Below are 20,041 nucleotides of genomic sequence, written 5' to 3'. Positions count from 1 at the left end.
GGAGCGGCGATGAAAAGTCAATTAACCGCTCTGATGAGCGGCATGGTGCTGGCCGCTACCGCGCTCTCTTTCAGCGCCGTCGCGGGGGAGAAAATCGTTATCGCCCACCGCGGCGCCAGCGGCTATCTGCCGGAACATACCCTCCCGGCGAAAGCGATGGCGTATGCTCAGGGGGCCGATTACCTTGAGCAAGATCTGGTGATGACTAAAGACGACCGGCTGGTGGTGCTGCATGACCACTATCTGGACCGGGTGACCGACGTGGCGCAGCGTTTCCCGCAGCGGGCACGTAAGGATGGCCGCTTCTACGCCATCGACTTTACGCTCGCCGAGATAAAGTCGCTGAAGTTTACCGAAGGGTTTGAGCCGAAAGATGGCAAGAACGTGCAAACTTATCCGGGCCGTTTCCCGATGGGGAAGTCTGATTTCCGTATTCATACCTTTGAAGAGGAGATTGAGTTTGTGCAGGGGTTGAATCACTCAACCGGCAAAAACATCGGCATCTACCCGGAAATCAAAGCGCCGTGGTTCCATCATCAGGAAGGTAAGGATATTGCCGCCAGTACGCTTAAAGTGCTGAAAGAGTATGGCTATACCCGCAAGCAGGATAAGGTCTATCTGCAGTGCTTTGACGCGGATGAGCTGAAACGTATTAAACACGAGCTGGAGCCGAAGATGGGGATGGATCTCAATCTGGTGCAGCTTATCGCCTATACCGACTGGAATGAAACCCAGCAGCGGCAGGCCGACGGCAAATGGGTGAACTACAGCTATGACTGGATGTTCAAACCGGGGGCGATGGCGCAGATCGCGCAGTACGCTGACGGCATTGGTCCGGACTACCATATGCTGGTGGCCGAAGGCTCGAAGCCGGGTGATGTGAAGCTGACGGCTATGGTCAAAGAAGCTCACGCCAGCCATATGCAGGTCCATCCGTATACGGTCCGTGCCGATCAATTGCCGGAGTACGCAACCGACGTCAATCAGCTCTACAACGTGCTGTATCGCCAGGCGGACGTCGACGGCCTGTTTACTGATTTCCCGGATAAAGCGGTGCAGTTCCTGAACGCGAAGCAGTAAAAAGCCGGGCTTACCCGGCCTGTGAACGGCAGTTTTGTCGGTCGGGTAAGCGTTACGCCAGCCGACAAAACTTACATCTCAATTTCGATATCGCCTTTCGCCCGGCAGCAGCAGGGCAAAATCTCTCCCGGCTGGACAAACGCCAGCGGCTCGGTGAGCCAGTCAACCTGGCCCGAAACCAGCCGTAGACGGCAGGAGCCGCAGTAGCCTTCGCGGCACTGATACTCCACGTCGATATTGTGCGATTCCAGAGCCGCCAGCAGGGAGGGATGTTCATCCTGACACTCAAGGCGAGTGTCAGAAATCTTCAAAAAAATGCGTTTCATCAGAGCTGGAAGTTGCTCAGATCGTCGGCGTCGACTTCGGAATCGATCTGTCCGACGAGGTAAGAACTGACTTCCACTTCCTGCGGCGCCACCTGCACGTTATCGGACACCAGCCAGGTGTTGATCCACGGGATCGGGTTGGAGCGGGTCTGGAACGGCAGATCGAGACCCACCGCCTGCATGCGGATGTTGGTAATGTACTCAACGTACTGGCAGAGAATATCTTTATTCAGGCCGATCATCGAGCCGTCGCGGAACAGATAATCCGCCCACTCTTTTTCCTGCTGCGCCGCCTGCACGAACAGGTCGTAGCACGCCTGTTTGCACTCTTCGGCGATTGAAGCCATCTCCGGATCGTCGACGCCGGAACGCAGCAGGTTCAGCATGTGCTGAGTACCGGTCAGGTGCAGCGCTTCATCGCGGGCGATCAGACGGATAATCTTGGCGTTACCTTCCATCAGCTTGCGCTCGGCAAAGGCGAAGGAGCAGGCGAAGCTGACGTAAAAACGGATGGCTTCCAGCGCGTTCACGCTCATCAGGCACAGGTAGAGTTTCTTTTTCAGCTCGCGCAGGTTCACGGTGATGGTTTTACCGTTCACGCTGTGGGTGCCTTCGCCCAGCAGATGCCAGTAGCTGGTCAGCTCAATCAATTCATCGTAATAGCTGGAAATCCCTTCCGCGCGTTTCTGAATCTGCTCGTTGGTGACGATATCGTCAAACACCATCGCCGGATCGTTAACGATATTGCGGATGATATGGGTGTAGGAGCGCGAGTGAATGGTCTCTGAGAACGCCCAGGTTTCAACCCAGGTTTCCAGCTCCGGAATTGAAATCAGCGGCAGCAGGGCGACGTTCGGGCTGCGTCCCTGGATCGAGTCGAGCAGCGTCTGATATTTCAGGTTGCTGATAAAAATGTGTTTTTCGTGTTCCGGCAGCGCCTGGTAGTCGATGCGGTCGCGGGAAACGTCAACTTCTTCCGGACGCCAGAAGAAGGAGAGCTGTTTTTCAATCAGCTTTTCGAAGATGTCATATTTTTGCTGATCGTAGCGGGCGACGTTCACCGGCTGACCAAAAAACATCGGCTCAAGCAGCTGATCGTTTTTGGTCTGAGAAAAAGTGGTATATGCCATGAGTGGGGATCCTGTCCTGGAATTACAAGCCGGGTGGCGCTTCGCTAACCCGGCCTACAATATACCGTAGGCCCGGCAAGCGACGCGCCGCCGGGCAATATTATCAAATCTTACATGCGCCGCTTTCGCAGCCGTCGTCCTGGATGGACGGCGCCAGATCGTCCTGGGCATCTTCCGCGCCATCGCGAGTGTTGTGATAGTACAGCGTTTTGACGCCGAACTTATAGGCGTTGAGCAAGTCTTTCAGCAATTGCTGCATCGGCACTTTACCTGACGGGAAGCGGGTCGGGTCGTAGTTGGTGTTGGCGGAAATCGACTGGTCGATAAACTTCTGCATAATACCGACCAGCTGCAAGTAACCGTCGTTGTTCGGCATTTCCCACAGCAGCTCGTAGCCGTTCTGCAGTTTTTCGTAATCCGGCACCACCTGGCGCAGGATCCCGTCTTTCGACGCTTTGATGCTGACGTGGCCGCGCGGCGGCTCAATGCCGTTGGTGGCGTTGGAGATCTGCGAAGAGGTCTCGGACGGCATCAGCGCGGAGAGCGTGGAGTTACGCAGGCCGTGCGTTTTGATCGATTCGCGCAACGCTTCCCAGTCGTAATGCAGGGATTCATTGACGATCGCATCCAGGTCTTTTTTATAGGTATCGATCGGCAGAATGCCTTTGGCATAGGTGGTTTCGTTAAACCACGGGCACGCGCCCTGCTCGATAGCCAGTTCGTTAGAGGCTTTCAGCAGGTAGTACTGAATCGCTTCGAACGTTTTATGCGTCAGGTTGTTGGCGCTGCCGTCGGAGTAGCGTTTACCGTGCTTCGCCAGATAGTAGGCAAAGTTGATTACGCCAATGCCCAGCGTACGACGGCCCATGGCGCCGCGTTTGGCTGCCGGGATCGGGTAGTCCTGATAATCCAGCAGGGCATCCAGCGCGCGAACCGCCAGCACCGCCAGTTCTTCCAGCTCATCAAGGCTATCGATAACGCCGAGGTTGAAAGCGGAGAGGGTGCACAGCGCAATTTCACCGTTTTCGTCGTTCACATCTTCCAGCGGCTTGGTCGGCAGGGCGATTTCCAGGCACAGGTTGGACTGGCGCACCGGCGCGACCACCGGGTCAAACGGGCTGTGGGTGTTGCAGTGGTCGACGTTCTGGATGTAGATACGGCCGGTGGAGGCGCGCTCCTGCATCATCAGCGAGAACAGCTCTACCGCTTTAATGCGCTGCTTGCGAATGCTGTCGTCCTGCTCGTATTTGGTGTACAGGCGCTCAAACTCGTCCTGATCGGCGAAGAACGCATCGTACAGGCCCGGGACGTCTGACGGGCTGAACAGGGTGATATCGCCGCCTTTCAGCAGACGGGTGTACATCAGCTTGTTGATCTGTACGCCGTAGTCCATGTGACGAACGCGGTTGGCATCGGTGCCACGGTTATTTTTCAGCACCAGCAGACTTTCGACTTCCAGATGCCACATCGGGTAGAAGAGGGTCGCCGCACCGCCGCGCACGCCGCCCTGCGAGCAGGATTTCACTGCGGTCTGGAAGTGCTTATAGAACGGAATACAGCCGGTGTGGAACGCTTCACCGCCGCGAATCGGGCTACCCAGCGCGCGGATGCGACCGGCGTTGATGCCGATACCGGCGCGCTGAGAGACGTATTTAACAATGGCGCTGGAGGTGGCGTTAATCGAATCCAGGCTGTCGCCGCACTCGATCAGCACGCAGGAGCTGAACTGGCGGGTCGGGGTGCGCACGCCGGACATAATCGGCGTCGGCAGGGAGATTTTAAACGTCGACACCGCGTCATAGAAACGCTTGATGTAGTCCAGACGCGTCTCGCGCGGGTAGTTGGAGAACAGGCACGCGGCGACCAGAATGTACAGGAACTGGGCGCTTTCATAGATCTCGCCGGTGACGCGGTTCTGCACCAGATATTTGCCTTCGAGCTGCTTAACCGCCGCGTAGGAGAAGGTCATATCGCGATCGTGCTCGATGAACGAATCCATCTGCTTGAACTCTTCTTCCGTGTAGTCTTCCAGCAGATGAGTATCGTATTTGCCGTTTTTCACCATTTTCGACACGTGGTCGAACAGCGCTGGCGGCTCAAACTGGCCGTAGGCTTTTTTACGCAGGTGGAAAATCGCCAGGCGGGCGGCAAGATACTGGTAATCCGGGGCGTCGCGGGAAATAAGGTCCGCGGCGGCTTTGATAATGGTTTCGTGAATGTCGGCGGTTTTGATGCCGTCATAGAACTGAATGTGGGAACGCAGTTCTACCTGGGAGATGGAAACGTTATTCAGTCCTTCTGCCGCCCAATCCAGCACGCGGTGGATTTTATCGAGATTGATGCGCTCGGTGCTACCGTCGCGCTTTGTCACCAGCAGACTCTGATTCATGTGGATTATACCTGTCCGTGAAAGAAAATATCCCCCACTTATCCACAGATCGCCGTTGTGACTAACTCTGTGGATAAATACTATATGTAGGGGGTTGTCGATAAAAGAAACGCTATATGGTGAGTATTCTAGTAAGGATTCTTTTGAGTACAAGAGTTGATTTTGAGGTTAAATTGAGGTTGCGGAAGGGTAATAATCGCCAAGTCCACGCCACATAAGGCCTGGAGAAGATGTCAATAAATCAGAAAAAAAAATGAAAATTTGATCGAGTGCTGATTTCTTCATCGGAAGAAAAAATCACGCGGCTTGATGCCGCGCAATCATCATAGGAAATACAGCTGACGTTATGCTTTTTTCGCCGTTGTATGCAACATATAGTTAACATCAACCCCTGGCGCCAGCTTGAAGGTATTGGTCAACGGATTGTAGTGGAGACCGGTAATATGCTGCTCTTTCAGAATAGTCTCATCAACCCAGCCGATCAGCTCCGCCGGTTTAATGAATTTCTTCACGTCATGGGTACCTTTTGGCACCATCTTCATAACGTATTCGGCGCCCACGACCGCCATCAGCCACGCTTTACCGTTACGGTTAATAGTCGAGAAGAAGACCTGGCCGCCGGGTTTGACCAGCCGCGCGCAGGCGTGGACCACCGACTGCGGGTCCGGGACGTGCTCCAGCATCTCCATGCAGGTGACGACGTCATACTGCCGGGCATGCTTCGCCGCGTGCTCTTCAACGGTTTCCTGGACGTATTCGACCTGAATACCGCTCTCCAGGGCATGCAGCCTGGCCACCTGTAGCGGTTCGAAACCCATATCCAGACCGGTCACCGTTGCGCCTTCTCGAGCCATGCTTTCAGCCAGAATGCCGCCGCCGCAGCCGACATCGAGCACCTTTTTGCCAAACAGGCCGCCGGAGCGCTCCGCGATATAGCCAAGACGTAGAGGGTTGATGCGATGTAACGGCTTGAATTCGCCTTCTAAATCCCACCAGCGCGAGGCGACGGCTTCAAATTTAGCGATTTCATTATGATCAACATTGTGGGCCACCGACGGTTTTTCGGCATTCATGGGCGCTTTTACTCCTGTTCAGTTCAGACCCGCGAGTATATCAGGCCTCAGGGATGAATAAACCGTCTATCCCTGTCGCCTTCCGCCGCGCGAAAATCATTGGGTATAGGTTTACCCGTATCACTACGGGTGTGTTATAATTTGCGACCTTTGAATCCGGGATACAGTAGAGGGATAGCGGTTAGATGAGCGACCTTGCGAGAGAAATTACACCGGTCAACATTGAGGAAGAGCTGAAGAGCTCGTATCTGGATTACGCGATGTCGGTCATTGTTGGCCGTGCGCTGCCGGATGTCCGAGATGGCCTGAAGCCGGTACACCGTCGCGTACTATACGCCATGAACGTATTGGGCAATGACTGGAACAAAGCCTATAAAAAATCTGCCCGTGTCGTTGGTGACGTAATCGGTAAATACCACCCTCATGGTGATACTGCCGTGTATGACACCATTGTACGTATGGCGCAGCCATTCTCCCTGCGTTACATGCTGGTAGATGGCCAGGGTAACTTCGGTTCTGTCGACGGCGACTCCGCCGCAGCGATGCGTTATACGGAAATCCGTATGTCGAAGATCGCCCATGAACTGATGGCCGACCTGGAAAAAGAGACGGTGGATTTCGTCGATAACTATGACGGCACGGAAAAGATCCCTGACGTTATGCCGACCAAAATCCCGAACCTGTTAGTCAACGGTTCGTCCGGTATCGCGGTAGGTATGGCGACCAACATTCCGCCGCACAACCTGACCGAAGTGATCAACGGCTGTCTGGCCTACGTTGAAAACGAAGACATCAGCATTGAAGGGCTGATGGAACATATTCCGGGCCCGGACTTCCCGACCGCCGCGATCATCAACGGTCGCCGCGGCATTGAAGAGGCCTATCGTACCGGTCGCGGTAAAGTGTACATTCGCGCCCGCGCGGAAGTGGAAGCTGACGCGAAAACCGGTCGCGAAACCATCATCGTGCATGAAATTCCGTATCAGGTGAACAAAGCGCGCCTGATTGAGAAAATCGCTGAGCTGGTCAAAGACAAACGCGTCGAAGGCATCAGCGCGCTGCGCGACGAGTCTGATAAAGACGGCATGCGTATCGTGATTGAAGTGAAGCGCGATGCGGTGGGTGAGGTGGTGCTTAACAACCTCTATTCGCAGACTCAGCTGCAGGTCTCCTTCGGTATCAACATGGTTGCCCTGCACCATGGTCAGCCGAAGATCATGAACCTGAAAGAAATTATTGCCGCGTTCGTGCGCCACCGCCGCGAAGTGGTGACCCGCCGTACGATTTTCGAACTGCGTAAAGCCCGCGATCGCGCGCACATCCTTGAAGCGCTGGCGATTGCCCTGGCCAACATCGATCCGATTATTGAGCTGATTCGCCGCGCGCCGACGCCGGCGGAAGCGAAAGCTGGCTTAATCGCCCGTTCATGGGATCTGGGCAACGTTTCCGCGATGCTGGAACGCGCAGGCGATGACGCCGCGCGTCCGGAATGGCTGGAACCTGAATTCGGCGTGCGCGACGGCCAGTACTACCTGACCGAACAGCAGGCACAGGCGATTCTGGATCTGCGTTTGCAGAAACTGACCGGCCTTGAGCATGAAAAACTGCTCGACGAATACAAAGAGCTGCTGGAACAGATTGCGGAACTGCTGCATATTCTGGGCAGCGCCGATCGCCTGATGGAAGTTATCCGCGAAGAGCTGGAGCTGGTCCGTGAACAGTTCGGCGACGCGCGCCGTACCGAGATCACCGCTAACAGCGCCGATATCAACATCGAAGACCTGATCAACCAGGAAGATGTTGTCGTGACCCTTTCGCATCAGGGCTACGTGAAGTATCAGCCGTTAACCGACTACGAAGCGCAGCGTCGCGGCGGTAAAGGCAAATCTGCGGCGCGTATCAAAGAAGAAGACTTTATCGACCGTCTGCTGGTGGCCAACACCCACGACACGATCCTCTGCTTCTCCAGCCGCGGTCGTCTCTACTGGATGAAAGTGTATCAGCTGCCGGAAGCCAGCCGCGGCGCGCGCGGTCGTCCGATCGTCAACCTGCTGCCGCTGGAAGCCAACGAGCGCATCACCGCGATCCTGCCGGTCCGCGAATACGAAGAGGGCGTGAACGTCTTTATGGCCACCGCCAGCGGTACCGTGAAGAAAACGGCGCTGACCGAATTCAGCCGTCCGCGTTCCGCCGGTATTATCGCGGTTAACCTTAACGAAGGCGACGAACTGATAGGCGTCGATCTGACCTCCGGTCAGGACGAAGTCATGCTGTTCTCCGCCGCCGGTAAAGTGGTGCGCTTTAAAGAGGACGCCGTCCGCGCGATGGGCCGTACCGCCACCGGCGTGCGCGGCATCAAGCTGGCCGGCGATGACAAGGTGGTCTCGCTGATCGTTCCGCGCGGCGAAGGCGCCATCCTGACCGTCACGCAGAACGGCTACGGTAAACGTACCGCGGCGGAAGAGTATCCCACCAAGTCGCGTGCGACCCAGGGCGTTATCTCTATCAAAGTCACCGAACGCAACGGTTCCGTTGTGGGCGCGGTGCAGGTAGATGACTGCGACCAGATTATGATGATCACCGATGCGGGCACGCTGGTACGAACCCGCGTTTCTGAAGTGAGCATTGTCGGTCGTAACACTCAGGGCGTGATTCTGATCCGCACCGCGGAAGATGAAAACGTGGTTGGCCTGCAGCGCGTTGCTGAGCCGGTTGATGACGAAGAGCTGGATGCCATCGACGGCAGCGCGGCGGAAGGCGATGAGGATATCGCGCCGGAAGCGGATACCGACGATGATATTGCCGAAGACGAAGAGTAATTCTCTGCGGTAATTGTTCTGAAAGGGTCGGGGCTATCCCCGACCCTTTTTGTTTTCCCGTTGCGGGACCGTTGTTTTATCGTTACCTTAACGCCATTCTGTTGAGCCCCTGACGGCCGAGCATCGCCACATTGAAATATCTAGCTTCTTTCCATAACACGTTAAAGGTTTCACGCTATCTGTTCAGAGCGCTGGCGGTACTGCTGTGGGTGCTGGTCGCTTTTGTGTCGGTGTTTTACATCGTCAACGCTTTGCACGATCGCGAATCGGAAATTCGCCAGGAATTTAACCTCAATGCCGATCAGGCGCAGCGCTATATCCAACGTACGGCCGACGTGATCAAAGAGCTGAAGTACGTTGCGGGCAACCGGCCGATGGACGGCGGCGAAGGCGGCGATACGCCGGTTCAGCGCGGCGATATCGCGATACCTAATTTTGAACCGCTCTACCCGGATTCCGACTGCGCGCTGATGAGTACGACCTGGCGTAATTCGCTACAGTCACTGGCGTGGTTTATGCGCTACTGGCGCGACAATTTCTCAACGGCCTACGACCTCAATCGTATTTTTTTGATTGGCAGCGACAATCTGTGTATGGCCAACTTTGGCCTGCGTGATATTCCGCTGGAGCGGGACCATGCGTTAAAAGTACTGCATCAGCGGATTGAGCAGTATCGCGACGCTCCGCAAAACGAGCGCGGTAACAATCTGTTCTGGATAAGCCAGGGCGTGCGTCCGGGCGTGGGCTATTTCTATGCGCTGACCCCAATCTATGTGGCGAATCGCCTGCAGGCGATGCTCGGCGTTGAGCAAACCATCCGTATGGAAAGCTTCTTTACCCCCGGCAGTCTGCCGATGAACGTCACTATCCTCGACGATAACGGTCAGTCGCTGATTTCGCTTGCCGGGTCGGACAGCAATATTAAACCGGATGCGAAGTGGATGCAGGAGCGTTTGTGGTTCGGCTATACCGCCGGTTTTCGCGAGCTGGCGATGAAAAAAAACCTGCCGCCATCATCCCTGAGCATTGTCTATTCGGTGCCGGTGGATCAGGTGCTGGAACGCATCCGGATGCTGATACTGAACGCCGTGGTGCTCAATCTGCTGACCGGCGTCCTCCTTTTTGTCCTCGCCCGCATGTATGAACGGCGGATTTTTATTCCGGCAGAAAATGACGCCCAGCGGCTGGAAGAGCATGAGCAGTTCAACCGAAAAATTGTTGCCTCCGCGCCGGTGGGGATCTGTATTTTACGTACGCTCGACGGCACCAACATCCTGAGTAACGAGCTGGCGCATAACTATCTCAACATGTTAACCCACGAGGACAGGCAGCGGCTGACGCAAATTATCTGCGGCCAGCAGGTGAACTTTGTCGATGTGCTGACCAGCAATAACACCAACCTGCAAATCAGCTTTGTCCACTCGCGCTACCGTAATGAGAATGTGGCGATTTGCGTGCTGGTGGATGTCTCGGCGCGCGTCAAAATGGAGGAGTCGCTGCAGGAGATGGCCCAGGCCGCAGAGCAGGCCAGCCAGTCGAAATCAATGTTCCTCGCCACCGTTAGTCACGAACTGCGCACGCCGCTGTACGGAATTATCGGTAACCTTGATTTATTGCAGACCAAAGAGCTGCCGAAGGGCGTCGATCGCCTGGTGACGGCGATGAACAACTCTTCCAGCCTGCTGCTGAAAATTATTAGCGATATTCTCGACTTCTCAAAAATTGAGTCCGAGCAGCTCAAAATTGAGCCGCGGGAGTTTTCGCCGCGCGAGGTCATGAACCATATTTCCGCCAACTATCTGCCGCTGGTGGTGCGTAAGCAGCTGGGGCTGTACTGCTTTATTGAGCCTGACGTACCGCAGCTGATGTCCGGCGATCCCATGCGCCTGCAGCAGGTTATTTCCAACCTGCTAAGTAATGCGATTAAGTTTACCGATACCGGCTGCATTATTCTGCACGTGGAACGGGCGGGCGACTATCTGCAAATCAGCGTCAGAGACACCGGGGAGGGGATCCCGGCGAAAGAGGTGGTACGCCTGTTCGATCCGTTCTTCCAGGTCGGCACCGGCGTGCAGCGCAACTTCCAGGGGACGGGACTCGGTCTGGCGATCTGTGAAAAGCTTATCAGCATGATGGATGGCGATATTGCCGTTGAAACCGAGCCCGGGATGGGCAGCCGGTTCACCATTCGTATCCCACTGTATGGCGTACAAAATACGCCGCCGCTGCTGATTGACGGCCTGGCTGAAAAATGCTGCTGGCTGGCGATTGATAATAGCTCGCTGGCGCTGTTCGTTGAGCAGCTGCTGAATTACCACGGTATCCCGGTCCGCCGCTATGCGGGGCAAGCGCCGGGAGCGGAAGATATTTTATTGACCGATAGCGAGGCGCGTGAAGCCTGGCCCGGCGGTGCGATGGTGATCTTCTGTCGACGCCATATCGGTATTCCGCAGGAGCGGGCGCCCGGCGAATGGCTGCATAGCGTGGCCACGCCGCATGAACTGCTGCCGCTGCTGGGACGCATCTTCCATATCGCCGTGGCCAGCGCGGAAAACGGGCCCGCGCTATCCGCGGCGGATGCGCAAACCACCAGCAATGATGACATGATGATCCTGGTGGTGGACGATCATCCCATTAACCGACGTCTGCTGGCCGATCAGCTGGGATCGCTGGGCTATCAGTGCGTAACGGCAAATGATGGGGTCGATGCGCTGAATGTTCTGAGCAAGCAGCATATTGATATCGTGCTTAGCGACGTCAACATGCCGAATATGGATGGCTATCGCCTGACCCAGCGCATACGCCAGCTGGGACTCACGCTGCCGGTGATCGGGGTCACCGCCAACGCCCTGGCGGAAGAGAAGCAGCGCTGCCTGGAGTCGGGGATGGACAGCTGCCTTTCTAAGCCGGTGACTCTGGATATTATCAAGCAAACCCTGACGGTCTACGCCGCACGGGTACGTAAGGGAAGGGAGTAAGGCAGTTTCCCGGATAGCGCAGCGCTATCCGGGAAGGAAGACGTTAGTCTTTGTCCGTGGAGCTCAGGGAAACGGAAGAGAGGTAGTTCAGCAGGGCAATGTCGTTTTCCACGCCGAGCTTCATCATTGCCGATTTTTTCTGGCTACTGATGGTTTTGATACTGCGGTTGAGCTTTTTGGCAATCTCGGTGACCAGGAAGCCTTCGGCGAACAGACGCAGTACTTCACTCTCTTTAGGCGACAAACGTTTGTCGCCGTAACCGCCGGCGCTGATTTTTTCCAGCAGGCGCGAAACGCTTTCCGGGGTGAATTTTTTGCCTTTTTGCAGCGCGGCCAGCGCTTTAGGCAGATCGGTTGGCGCACCCTGTTTCAGGACGATCCCTTCGATGTCCAGATCCAGCACCGCGCTCAGGATCGCCGGGTTGTTATTCATTGTCAGGACAATGATGGACAGATCCGGGAAATGACGCTTGATGTATTTGATAAGCGTAATGCCATCGCCGTATTTATCACCGGGCATGGATAAATCGGTAATCAGGACGTGTGCGTCCAGCTTTGGCAGATTGTTGATTAAGGCCGTGGAGTCTTCAAACTCGCCAACAACGTTCACCCACTCAATTTGTTCAAGTGACTTACGAATACCGAACAGTACGATCGGATGGTCATCGGCAATAATTACGTTCATATTGTTCATGTATTAGGCTACCTTGCTACAGCAAGCTCTTGACGTAAACGTCAATGTCGCTGATATATTTTTCTATGCCTTGCGCATCTTTTTCACGAATCAGATGCTCAAGCGTTTCACATAACTGCTTGCCGGGTACCAGATTTAGCATAGCAAACGCCCCTTTGAGGCGGTGAGCGGTCTGCGCCAGCGCGGCGAAATCGCCTGTTGCCCGTTCATTATACAGCCTCTTAACATCATCTGGTACCGTGTCAGCAAACAGCGTGTAATAGCCGCTGGCATGCAGTTCGGCGTTACTTTCGCTACCGGCAGAGGAAGGGTGCTCCTCTTCCTCTGCAAGCTGCTGCTCAATCAGCTGGAGGATAGCTTCCTGCATCGCAGCGCTGATATTAAAATTCACGCGGAGCTGACCAGGACCAATCTTATGAACCCGGACCTCATCATCGCTTAAAAGCAAGCCCGAAGCAGTAAGATTAGACGGATTATCCGTTAAAAAGAGATCATATTGTTGACTTGTGATTCTGTCATCCGGCGTGATGCAGGTGGCCCCCCAGCTTTCAAGCTGGCGGGTGACGATACGGCGGACTTCATTGGCCGTCACATCAAGCAGTATCACGACCTCATCGAGCAGATGTTCCCCTGAATCACTCTCCTCTGCGCTGGCGGCCATTTTTAGATGCAGGGAGTAGCGGGTGCCCAGCGACTCGCGCGCTTTGATATTGAGCTGCCCGCCTAGCTTGCGGGTCAGGCGATCGCAGAGCCAGAAGGTGAGGGCATTGGCTTTACCGTAAAGGTCTGCCTGCGTCTCGTTGAGGAACGGGAAGTGCATATTGTCGATTTCGTTCGCCGAAACGCCGTTGCCGGTATCCAGAATACGGAAGGTCAGGCGGTCATCCGCTGATTCATCTTTACTCACTTCCAGGGTGATTTTGCCAATAGGCGTGGTGGTAACCGAGTATCGGATGAGCAGTAAAAGGGTGCGGCGCAGGGCGTCGCGATCGCCGTAGCGTTGCTCATTGGCCGGCAGCGCGTTGTTAATCAGCAGTTGAAGACCTTTACGTTTGATGATGGGCAGGACTTCAGGCACCACTTCATCTATCAATTCCTGAATGGAGAACAGACCCTGTGCGCTCTTCCAGCTATCGCTCTCCAGCAGGTTTGCCAGCTGTATTTCATCGACCAGCTGGACCAGTTCATCCGCATGCTGGGCCAGCTTGCGGCTTTCGGCTATGCCGAGCGCCGCGGCTTCTTCCGCCAGCGTTTGCGCCGGCTGCTTCAGCGCCGTACCGATATGCTGCATAAAAGCAGTGCGGCCCAGCTGGTTTTTCTCATACAGGCGCTGGGCCTGCTTGAGCTTCTTATTCACCAGCACTTCACGGTCCTGATCGCGAATAATAAAGATTTGCGTACGCGGCGAAACCTGACTGCGGAACTGACGGATTTCATACAGTTCATTGTTCACCGTCGCTTGAATCACGCCCTGATGCTGATCGGCCATGTTAATGATGTTTTGCAGGTTCAGATGCGGCAGCAGATGATCGGCAATCGGATTGCTTATCACCGTACGGTTAGCGTCCTGATCGTGCACCAGCAGCCCTAGCGGCAGCAGGGAAACAATCTCTTCGTGAATGGCGCGCTGGGCGCGCAGCTCATTATTGGCTACCAAAGAGACCGCCGTTCCCACGATGCTTTTGCGGCCGCTGTAGTGACGGAAGGTGGTAAATCCGAACAGCGCCAGCGCCAGCAGACCAATGTTCAGCAACAGCGGCAGTAAGATACTCTGCAAGGACTCCAGAATCAGCTCGCTAAAGGGGACCATCCAGACCAGACGCATACCGGTGGTATTAATGGTGGTGAGAATTTCAATCTGCGGGCCGTTAAAGTTAATGCTGACGATGTCGGCGGCTTCTTTATCCGGATTGCTGTTGACGCTTTGCGACGGATCGGGCTCCAGCCGGAAGCTCTCCAGCGACATACTGGGAGGAATGAGATCGTTAATGGGCAGATCGAAGGCGACAACGGTCGCCAGGTGACCGGGCTGGTTGAATGTCGTGCGTAAAGTAAAGTAGTAGCCGTTTTGCCAGGCAAGGTGGCGCAGCGACGAAAAGGTCTCGCGTTCATCTAAGGTGTTGGCCTGAAGCAGCATTTCTGCCCGTCGTGATTCGACGACGCTGCTGATGGTCGACTCTTTGAAGCTGGAAGAGAGATCTTTTAAGGGCAGCGTTGAAACCAGAATCAGGCTGTTATCAAGCCCGTTCAGGTAATACATCGACCAGGGAATCGTCTCGGCGCCCCACAGGATATCGAGATAGTTGGAGATCTTTTGCGTCATTTCCAGCGTTGAGCCGTCATGCGAGCCAAAAATCAGCGCTTCCGTTTTGCGCCGGGGTTTCTCCAGGTAGTAAACATCCTGTTTTAATCGCGTTTCCTGGAGCCCTGTCTCTGAGGCTGAACTGGACGAGGTCGCGGCGATATTGTCATAAATCTGCCAGGTGGCGTAGCGCCAGGTATCGATGCGTTTATGTAAGTCGTAGCTGACATCGACCACCTGGTAGCTTTTGTCTTTTAGCCAGGTGTTAACGGCGCTTTGGATCATGACCCCCATCGTCGCCAGCAGGACGATGACCATGAGAATAAAGAAGCGAGTAATGTTGCCGGGTATCAGGGAAAATTTTTTCGGGGTCATCGTGTGAGAGTACGACTCATCAGTGTGTGTAAACGGACTGTTGCACCAAGTTAACCGGGGGCAGCGCAGATGCTACGAACAGTATAAAGGTTAACGTGCAAAATCCATACATCTGAATACCCTACAATGACTTTTTTGCCTTGAGATTTATCTCAAACCAATAAGGCGTACAAAGATGTACGCCCCGGTGGTTTTTGTACAATTATTTACGGATTCGAGAATGTAAATAGCACTAAATAACAAGAAATTATATAAATGACCCTGGGTTTAGCCGTAAGTTGTTTGATTAATAACCGTTATTTTTTTCGCGGCTAGCAGGGAATAATTAAAGATGTGTAAAGAAGGGTAAAAAAAACCGGATGCGAGGCATCCGGTTGAAATAGGGGTAAACAGACATTCAGAACTGAATGACGGTAATAAATAAAGTTAATGATGATAGCGGGATTAATTTTAGTCCCAGATGAGAATTTTGTTTTACCATTCAGTGCTATAGGTGTGTAACTGTGTAACTCGTTGACGTTTATTGATAATTTTTATTTTTTGATTATTAGTGCTTATTTTTATGAGCTTTTTGTGCGGAAAAAAAGTTCCCTTGCATTTACAAATTGAAACATCTTGTGGGTATTTTGAAACATCTTAGAAGTTTTAGTATCATATTCTTGTTGGATTATTCTGCATTTTGCAGCACAATGAAATAGCCGACTGATTAGAAGGGTAATCAGTAAGCAGTGGCAATAATAAAAGGCATATAACAAACAGAGGGTTAATAACATGAAAGTTAAAGTACTGTCCCTCCTGGTACCGGCACTGCTGGTAGCGGGCGCAGCGAATGCGGCTGAAGTCTATAACAAAGATGGCAACAAATTAGACCTGTACGGTAAAATCGACGGTCTGCACTATTTCTCTGACGACAAAGGCCAAGATGGCGACCAGACCTACATGCGTCTGGGCATCAAAGGCGAAACCCAGATCAATGACCAACTGACCGGTTACGGCCAGTGGGAATACAACGTCCAGGCTAACAACACCGAGAGCTCCAGCGATCAGGCGTGGACTCGTCTGGCGTTTGCGGGTCTGAAATTCGGCGACGCGGGTTCTTTCGACTACGGTCGTAACTACGGCGTTGTTTACGACGTAACTTCCTGGACTGACGTTCTGCCGGAATTCGGCGGCGACACCTACGGTTCTGACAACTTCCTGCAGTCTCGCGCTAACGGCGTGGCAACCTACCGTAACTCTGACTTCTTCGGTCTGGTTGACGGCCTGAACTTTGCTCTGCAGTATCAGGGTAAAAACGGCAGCGTAAGCGGTGAAGGTACTTCCCCGACCAACAACGGTCGTGGCGCTCTGAAACAGAACGGTGACGGCTACGGCACCTCTCTGACCTATGATATCTACGACGGTATCAGCGCTGGTTTCGCGTATTCTCACTCTAAACGTAATGGCGATCAGAATAACCTGTCCAAAGGTCGTGGTGACAATGCTGAAACCTACACCGGTGGCCTGAAATATGACGCCAACAACATCTACCTGGCGACTCAGTACACCCAGACCTATAATGCTACTCGTTTCAGCGGTAGCGGTGATTCTGACTCCATCAGCGGTTTTGCTAACAAAGCGCAGAACTTCGAAGTGGTTGCTCAGTACCAGTTCGACTTCGGTCTGCGTCCGTCCGTGGCTTACCTGCAGTCCAAAGGTAAAGACATCGAAGGTTTCGGCGATCAGGATCTGCTGAAATATGTTGATGTAGGCGCGACCTACTACTTCAACAAAAACATGTCCACCTACGTTGACTACAAAATCAACCTGCTGGACGACAACGAATTTACCCGTCGTGCCGGTATCTCTACCGACGACATCGTTGCTCTGGGCCTGGTTTACCAGTTCTAAGCACGCTGAAGTTTGAAAAAAGGCGCCGATGGCGCCTTTTTTTATGCCCGGTTTAACCTTGCTGGTGTACTCTTTGCGCCTTAGCCAGAGGAAGCCAATTTTATGGATATTACTTTTTTTCGCGCCGCCCTGTTCGGCGCCTGCGTATTACTTTCAGGCTGTGATTCAGCCACTTCTCCCCAGACGCCAAAATCCGCCGCCACCGTGCTGGAGGGTAAAACCATGGGCACATTCTGGCGGGTCAGCGTCATCAACCTTGATGAGGCGAAGGCCGAGGCGCTGCGCCAGAAAGTGCAGGCTCAGCTCGATGCTGACGACCGTCTGCTTTCCACCTGGAAGAACGATTCAGCGTTGATGCGCTTTAACCATTCGCCGGGTACATCGCCGTGGCCGGTCAACGAGGCGATGGCGGATATCGTGACGATGTCGCTGCGAATTGGCGCAAAAACCCATGGCGCAATGGATATCACCGTCGGGCCGCTGGTCAATTTATGGGGCTTTGGCCCGGATAAACAGCCGGTCAAAACGCCGGATCCGCAGCAGATCGCCGCGGCAAAAGCGCGCAGTGGACTACAGCATCTGATGGTGATCAACCAGGCCGGCCAACAGTATCTGCAAAAAGACATTCCGGATCTGTTCGTCGATCTCTCTACCGTAGGTGAAGGCTACGCCGCCGATCATCTGGCGCGCCTGATGGAGCAGGAAGGGATCTCGCGCTATCTGGTCTCGGTGGGCGGCGCGCTGGTGAGCCGGGGGATGAATGCGGAAGGGCAGCCGTGGCGGGTGGCTATCCAGAAGCCGACCGATCGTGAAAACGCGGTGCAGGCGATCGTTGATATCAACGGACATGGCATCAGTACCTCCGGCAGCTACCGCAACTACTATGAGCTTGACGGTAAGCGCATCTCGCACGTTATCGATCCGCAGACCGGGCGACCTATCGATCATAAACTGGTTTCAGTGACCGTTATCGCTCCGACGGCGCTGGAGGCCGACGGCTGGGATACCGGGCTGATGGTGCTGGGGCCGGAAAAAGCGCAGGACGTGGTTCGCGAACAGGGGCTGGCGGTGTATATGATTGTCAAAGAGGGGGACGGGTTTAAAACCTGGATGTCGCCGCAGTTCCGCGCGTTCCTCGTCGGCGAGAAAAATTAAAGCGCAAGATTTCGGGTTTTTGTTAACGGACTTCGGCCCAGACTGCAGATACACTTACAGCAGGAGTCCGTGATGAAACCGATAATGATTGATACCGATGAGCGCCGCTGGCAGGCGGTATGCGAACGTGATGCCCGCGCCGATGGTCAGTTTGTTTTTGCCGTGCTGACCACTGGCGTTTGCTGCCGTCCGACCTGCCGTTCGCGTCGCGCGCTGCGGGAAAATGTTCGCTTTTACCCTGACGTTGCAACCGCGCAGGCGGAAGGTTTTCGCCCGTGCAAACGCTGCCAGCCGGAAAAAAGCGACCCGCAGCAGCAGAAGGTAGAGAAAGTGGCCGCCGCGTGCCGTCTGCTGGAGCAGGAAACGCCGATGACGCTGGAGGCACTGGCGCGCCAGGCCGCGCTCAGTCCCTTTCATTTTCACCGCCTCTTTAAATCCGTCACCGGAATGACCCCTAAAGCCTGGCAACAGGCCTGGCGCGCTCGCCGTTTACGCGAAGCGCTGGGGCAGGGGGCGAAAATTACCGATGCGGCGCTGTCGGCCGGCTTCCCGGACAATAGCAGCTACTATCAGCAGGCAGATGCCGCGCTGGGGATGACCGCCCGCCAGTTTCGCCGCGGCGGCGAGGATCTCGATATTACCTGGGTATGCGGCGATGGTCCGCTGGGACGCTGTCTGGTGGCTGAGAGTGAACGGGGCGTGTGCGCCGTGCTACCGGGAGAGAGCGATGCCTTGCTCTGTGCTGAATTAGCCAGCCTGTTTCCCAATGCGCGGCTGCATCCGGGCGACGAGGCTTTTCGTCAGCGGGTGGCGCAGGTATTTTCCCATCTTGATGACCACCGGCAGCCGTTTTCCCTGCCGTTGGATTTGCGCGGCACGGCTTTTCAGCTTCAGGTCTGGCAGGCGCTGCGTCAGATCCCGGCGGGGGAGACCCGCAGCTATCGCCAGGTCGCGCAAAGTATTGGCCGCCCCCGCGCGGTGAGAGCGGTGGCAAGCGCCTGCGCCGCTAATAAGCTAGCGCTGGTTATTCCCTGCCACCGGGTCGTTCGCGAAGATGGGGCGCTATCCGGCTATCGTTGGGGAACGGCGCGCAAGGCGCTGCTGTTGGCACGAGAAGCGTCATCCGAGGAGAAATAATGTTCGATCTTTTTGCCGATACGCCGCCCTGGCAGGAGCCGTTGGCTCCGGGGGCGATAATTTTGCGCCGCTACGCCCGAGAACGCGCCCCGGCGCTGTTGCAGGCAATCGCCGGGATTGCCGGTCGTTCGCCTTTTCGCCAGATGGTCACCCCCGGTGGTTACACGATGTCGGTAGCGATGACCAACTGCGGCGAGCTGGGCTGGACCACGAACCAGCACGGCTATCTTTATGCTGCCGACGATCCGCTGACCGGCAAGCGCTGGCCGCAAATGCCGCCGCTTTTCCGCGAGCTGGCCGCAGAGGCCGCGGCGGCGGCCGGCTATGCGCGCTTTACCCCGGATGCTTGTCTTATCAACCGCTACCAGCCCGGCGCGAAGCTGTCGCTGCATCAGGATAAAGACGAGCATAACCTGCGGGCGCCGATTGTCTCCGTCTCGCTGGGGCTGCCGGCAATATTTCAGTTCGGCGGGCTGCGGCGTAACGATCCGCTACAGCGGGTGCTGCTGGAGCACGGCGACGTGGTGGTCTGGGGCGGCGAATCGCGGCTTTTTTACCATGGTATTCAGCCGCTCAAAGAGGGCATCCATCCGGAGACCGGCGCCTGTCGTTACAATCTCACTTTCCGCCTGGCGGGTAATAAAGAATAAAAATAAGAATTATTCTTGCTGTCATCGTCGAGCAGTTTAAACT

Annotated in this window: 13 protein-coding genes; 7 read left to right on the top strand and 6 right to left on the bottom strand. The window is 55.0% G+C overall.

Features of this window, described 5'->3' with window-relative positions:
• Positions 1-9: 9 nt before the first annotated feature.
• The gene (gene glpQ / locus KOSB73_RS21615; protein ID WP_049099352.1) at positions 10-1,080 is read left to right on the top strand and encodes a glycerophosphodiester phosphodiesterase; all 1,071 of its coding nucleotides are present in this window, start codon (positions 10-12) and stop codon (positions 1,078-1,080) included.
• Between the two features lie 71 nt (positions 1,081-1,151).
• Here the strand turns inward: glpQ and yfaE are convergent, their stop codons facing one another.
• The 4 genes from yfaE to ubiG all read right to left on the bottom strand — a co-directional run bounded on the left by yfaE (position 1,152) and on the right by ubiG (position 5,998).
• Entirely contained in the window at positions 1,152-1,406 is a 255-nt protein-coding gene (yfaE, locus tag KOSB73_RS21610) for a class I ribonucleotide reductase maintenance protein YfaE (RefSeq protein ID WP_004104002.1), read from the bottom strand.
• Positions 1,406-2,536 (bottom strand): class Ia ribonucleoside-diphosphate reductase subunit beta, encoded by a 1,131-nt coding sequence (nrdB, locus tag KOSB73_RS21605; protein WP_004123058.1) that lies wholly within the window; start codon positions 2,534-2,536, stop codon positions 1,406-1,408. The genes yfaE and nrdB overlap by 1 nt, the downstream gene beginning before the upstream one ends.
• A 103-nt stretch (positions 2,537-2,639) precedes the next feature.
• Complete coding sequence (gene nrdA / locus KOSB73_RS21600; RefSeq protein ID WP_004123055.1) at positions 2,640-4,925, bottom strand: class 1a ribonucleoside-diphosphate reductase subunit alpha; 2,286 nt, start codon at positions 4,923-4,925, stop codon at positions 2,640-2,642.
• Positions 4,926-5,269: 344 nt separating this feature from the next.
• On the bottom strand, positions 5,270-5,998 hold the full coding sequence (gene ubiG, locus KOSB73_RS21590; protein ID WP_024359235.1) for a bifunctional 2-polyprenyl-6-hydroxyphenol methylase/3-demethylubiquinol 3-O-methyltransferase UbiG: 729 nt from the start codon (positions 5,996-5,998) through the stop codon (positions 5,270-5,272).
• A gap of 185 nt (positions 5,999-6,183) precedes the next feature.
• Between ubiG and gyrA the strand changes: the two genes are divergently transcribed.
• The gene (gyrA, locus tag KOSB73_RS21585) at positions 6,184-8,817 is read left to right on the top strand and encodes a DNA topoisomerase (ATP-hydrolyzing) subunit A (RefSeq protein ID WP_098140979.1); all 2,634 of its coding nucleotides are present in this window, start codon (positions 6,184-6,186) and stop codon (positions 8,815-8,817) included.
• 131 nt (positions 8,818-8,948) lie between these two features.
• Positions 8,949-11,795: a two-component system sensor histidine kinase RcsC gene (gene rcsC, locus KOSB73_RS21580; RefSeq protein ID WP_049087162.1), complete on the top strand. Its 2,847-nt coding sequence runs from the start codon at positions 8,949-8,951 to the stop codon at positions 11,793-11,795.
• 43 nt (positions 11,796-11,838) lie between these two features.
• Here rcsC and rcsB read toward each other — a convergent pair whose 3' ends face one another.
• Entirely contained in the window at positions 11,839-12,489 is a 651-nt protein-coding gene (gene rcsB / locus KOSB73_RS21575; RefSeq protein WP_004103995.1) for a response regulator transcription factor RcsB, read from the bottom strand.
• A gap of 16 nt (positions 12,490-12,505) precedes the next feature.
• Positions 12,506-15,166, bottom strand: coding sequence for a phosphotransferase RcsD (gene rcsD, locus KOSB73_RS21570; protein ID WP_064410752.1), 2,661 nt, complete (start codon positions 15,164-15,166; stop codon positions 12,506-12,508).
• 771 nt (positions 15,167-15,937) lie between these two features.
• On the opposite strand from rcsD, the gene KOSB73_RS21565 reads away from it, so the two are divergent.
• The 4 genes from KOSB73_RS21565 to alkB all read left to right on the top strand — a co-directional run bounded on the left by KOSB73_RS21565 (position 15,938) and on the right by alkB (position 19,998).
• A complete protein-coding gene (locus KOSB73_RS21565) occupies positions 15,938-17,056 on the top strand; it encodes a porin OmpC (protein ID WP_098140977.1) in 1,119 nt (372 codons plus the stop codon).
• Between the two features lie 102 nt (positions 17,057-17,158).
• Positions 17,159-18,211, top strand: a complete 1,053-nt coding sequence (apbE, locus tag KOSB73_RS21560; protein ID WP_049088477.1) for an FAD:protein FMN transferase ApbE — start codon at positions 17,159-17,161, stop codon at positions 18,209-18,211.
• 72 nt (positions 18,212-18,283) lie between these two features.
• A complete protein-coding gene (gene ada, locus KOSB73_RS21555; RefSeq protein ID WP_049086662.1) occupies positions 18,284-19,348 on the top strand; it encodes a bifunctional DNA-binding transcriptional regulator/O6-methylguanine-DNA methyltransferase Ada in 1,065 nt (354 codons plus the stop codon).
• The gene (alkB, locus tag KOSB73_RS21550) at positions 19,348-19,998 is read left to right on the top strand and encodes a DNA oxidative demethylase AlkB (RefSeq protein ID WP_049086661.1); all 651 of its coding nucleotides are present in this window, start codon (positions 19,348-19,350) and stop codon (positions 19,996-19,998) included. Before ada ends, alkB begins: the two co-directional genes overlap by 1 nt.
• Positions 19,999-20,041 lie beyond the last annotated feature (43 nt).

It is taken from the genome of Klebsiella grimontii (assembly GCF_900200035.1).
Taxonomy (GTDB): Bacteria; Pseudomonadota; Gammaproteobacteria; order Enterobacterales; family Enterobacteriaceae; genus Klebsiella; species Klebsiella grimontii.
The sequence above is the reverse complement of the archived record's forward strand: the minus strand, read 5'-3'. Positions and strand labels throughout refer to the sequence as shown.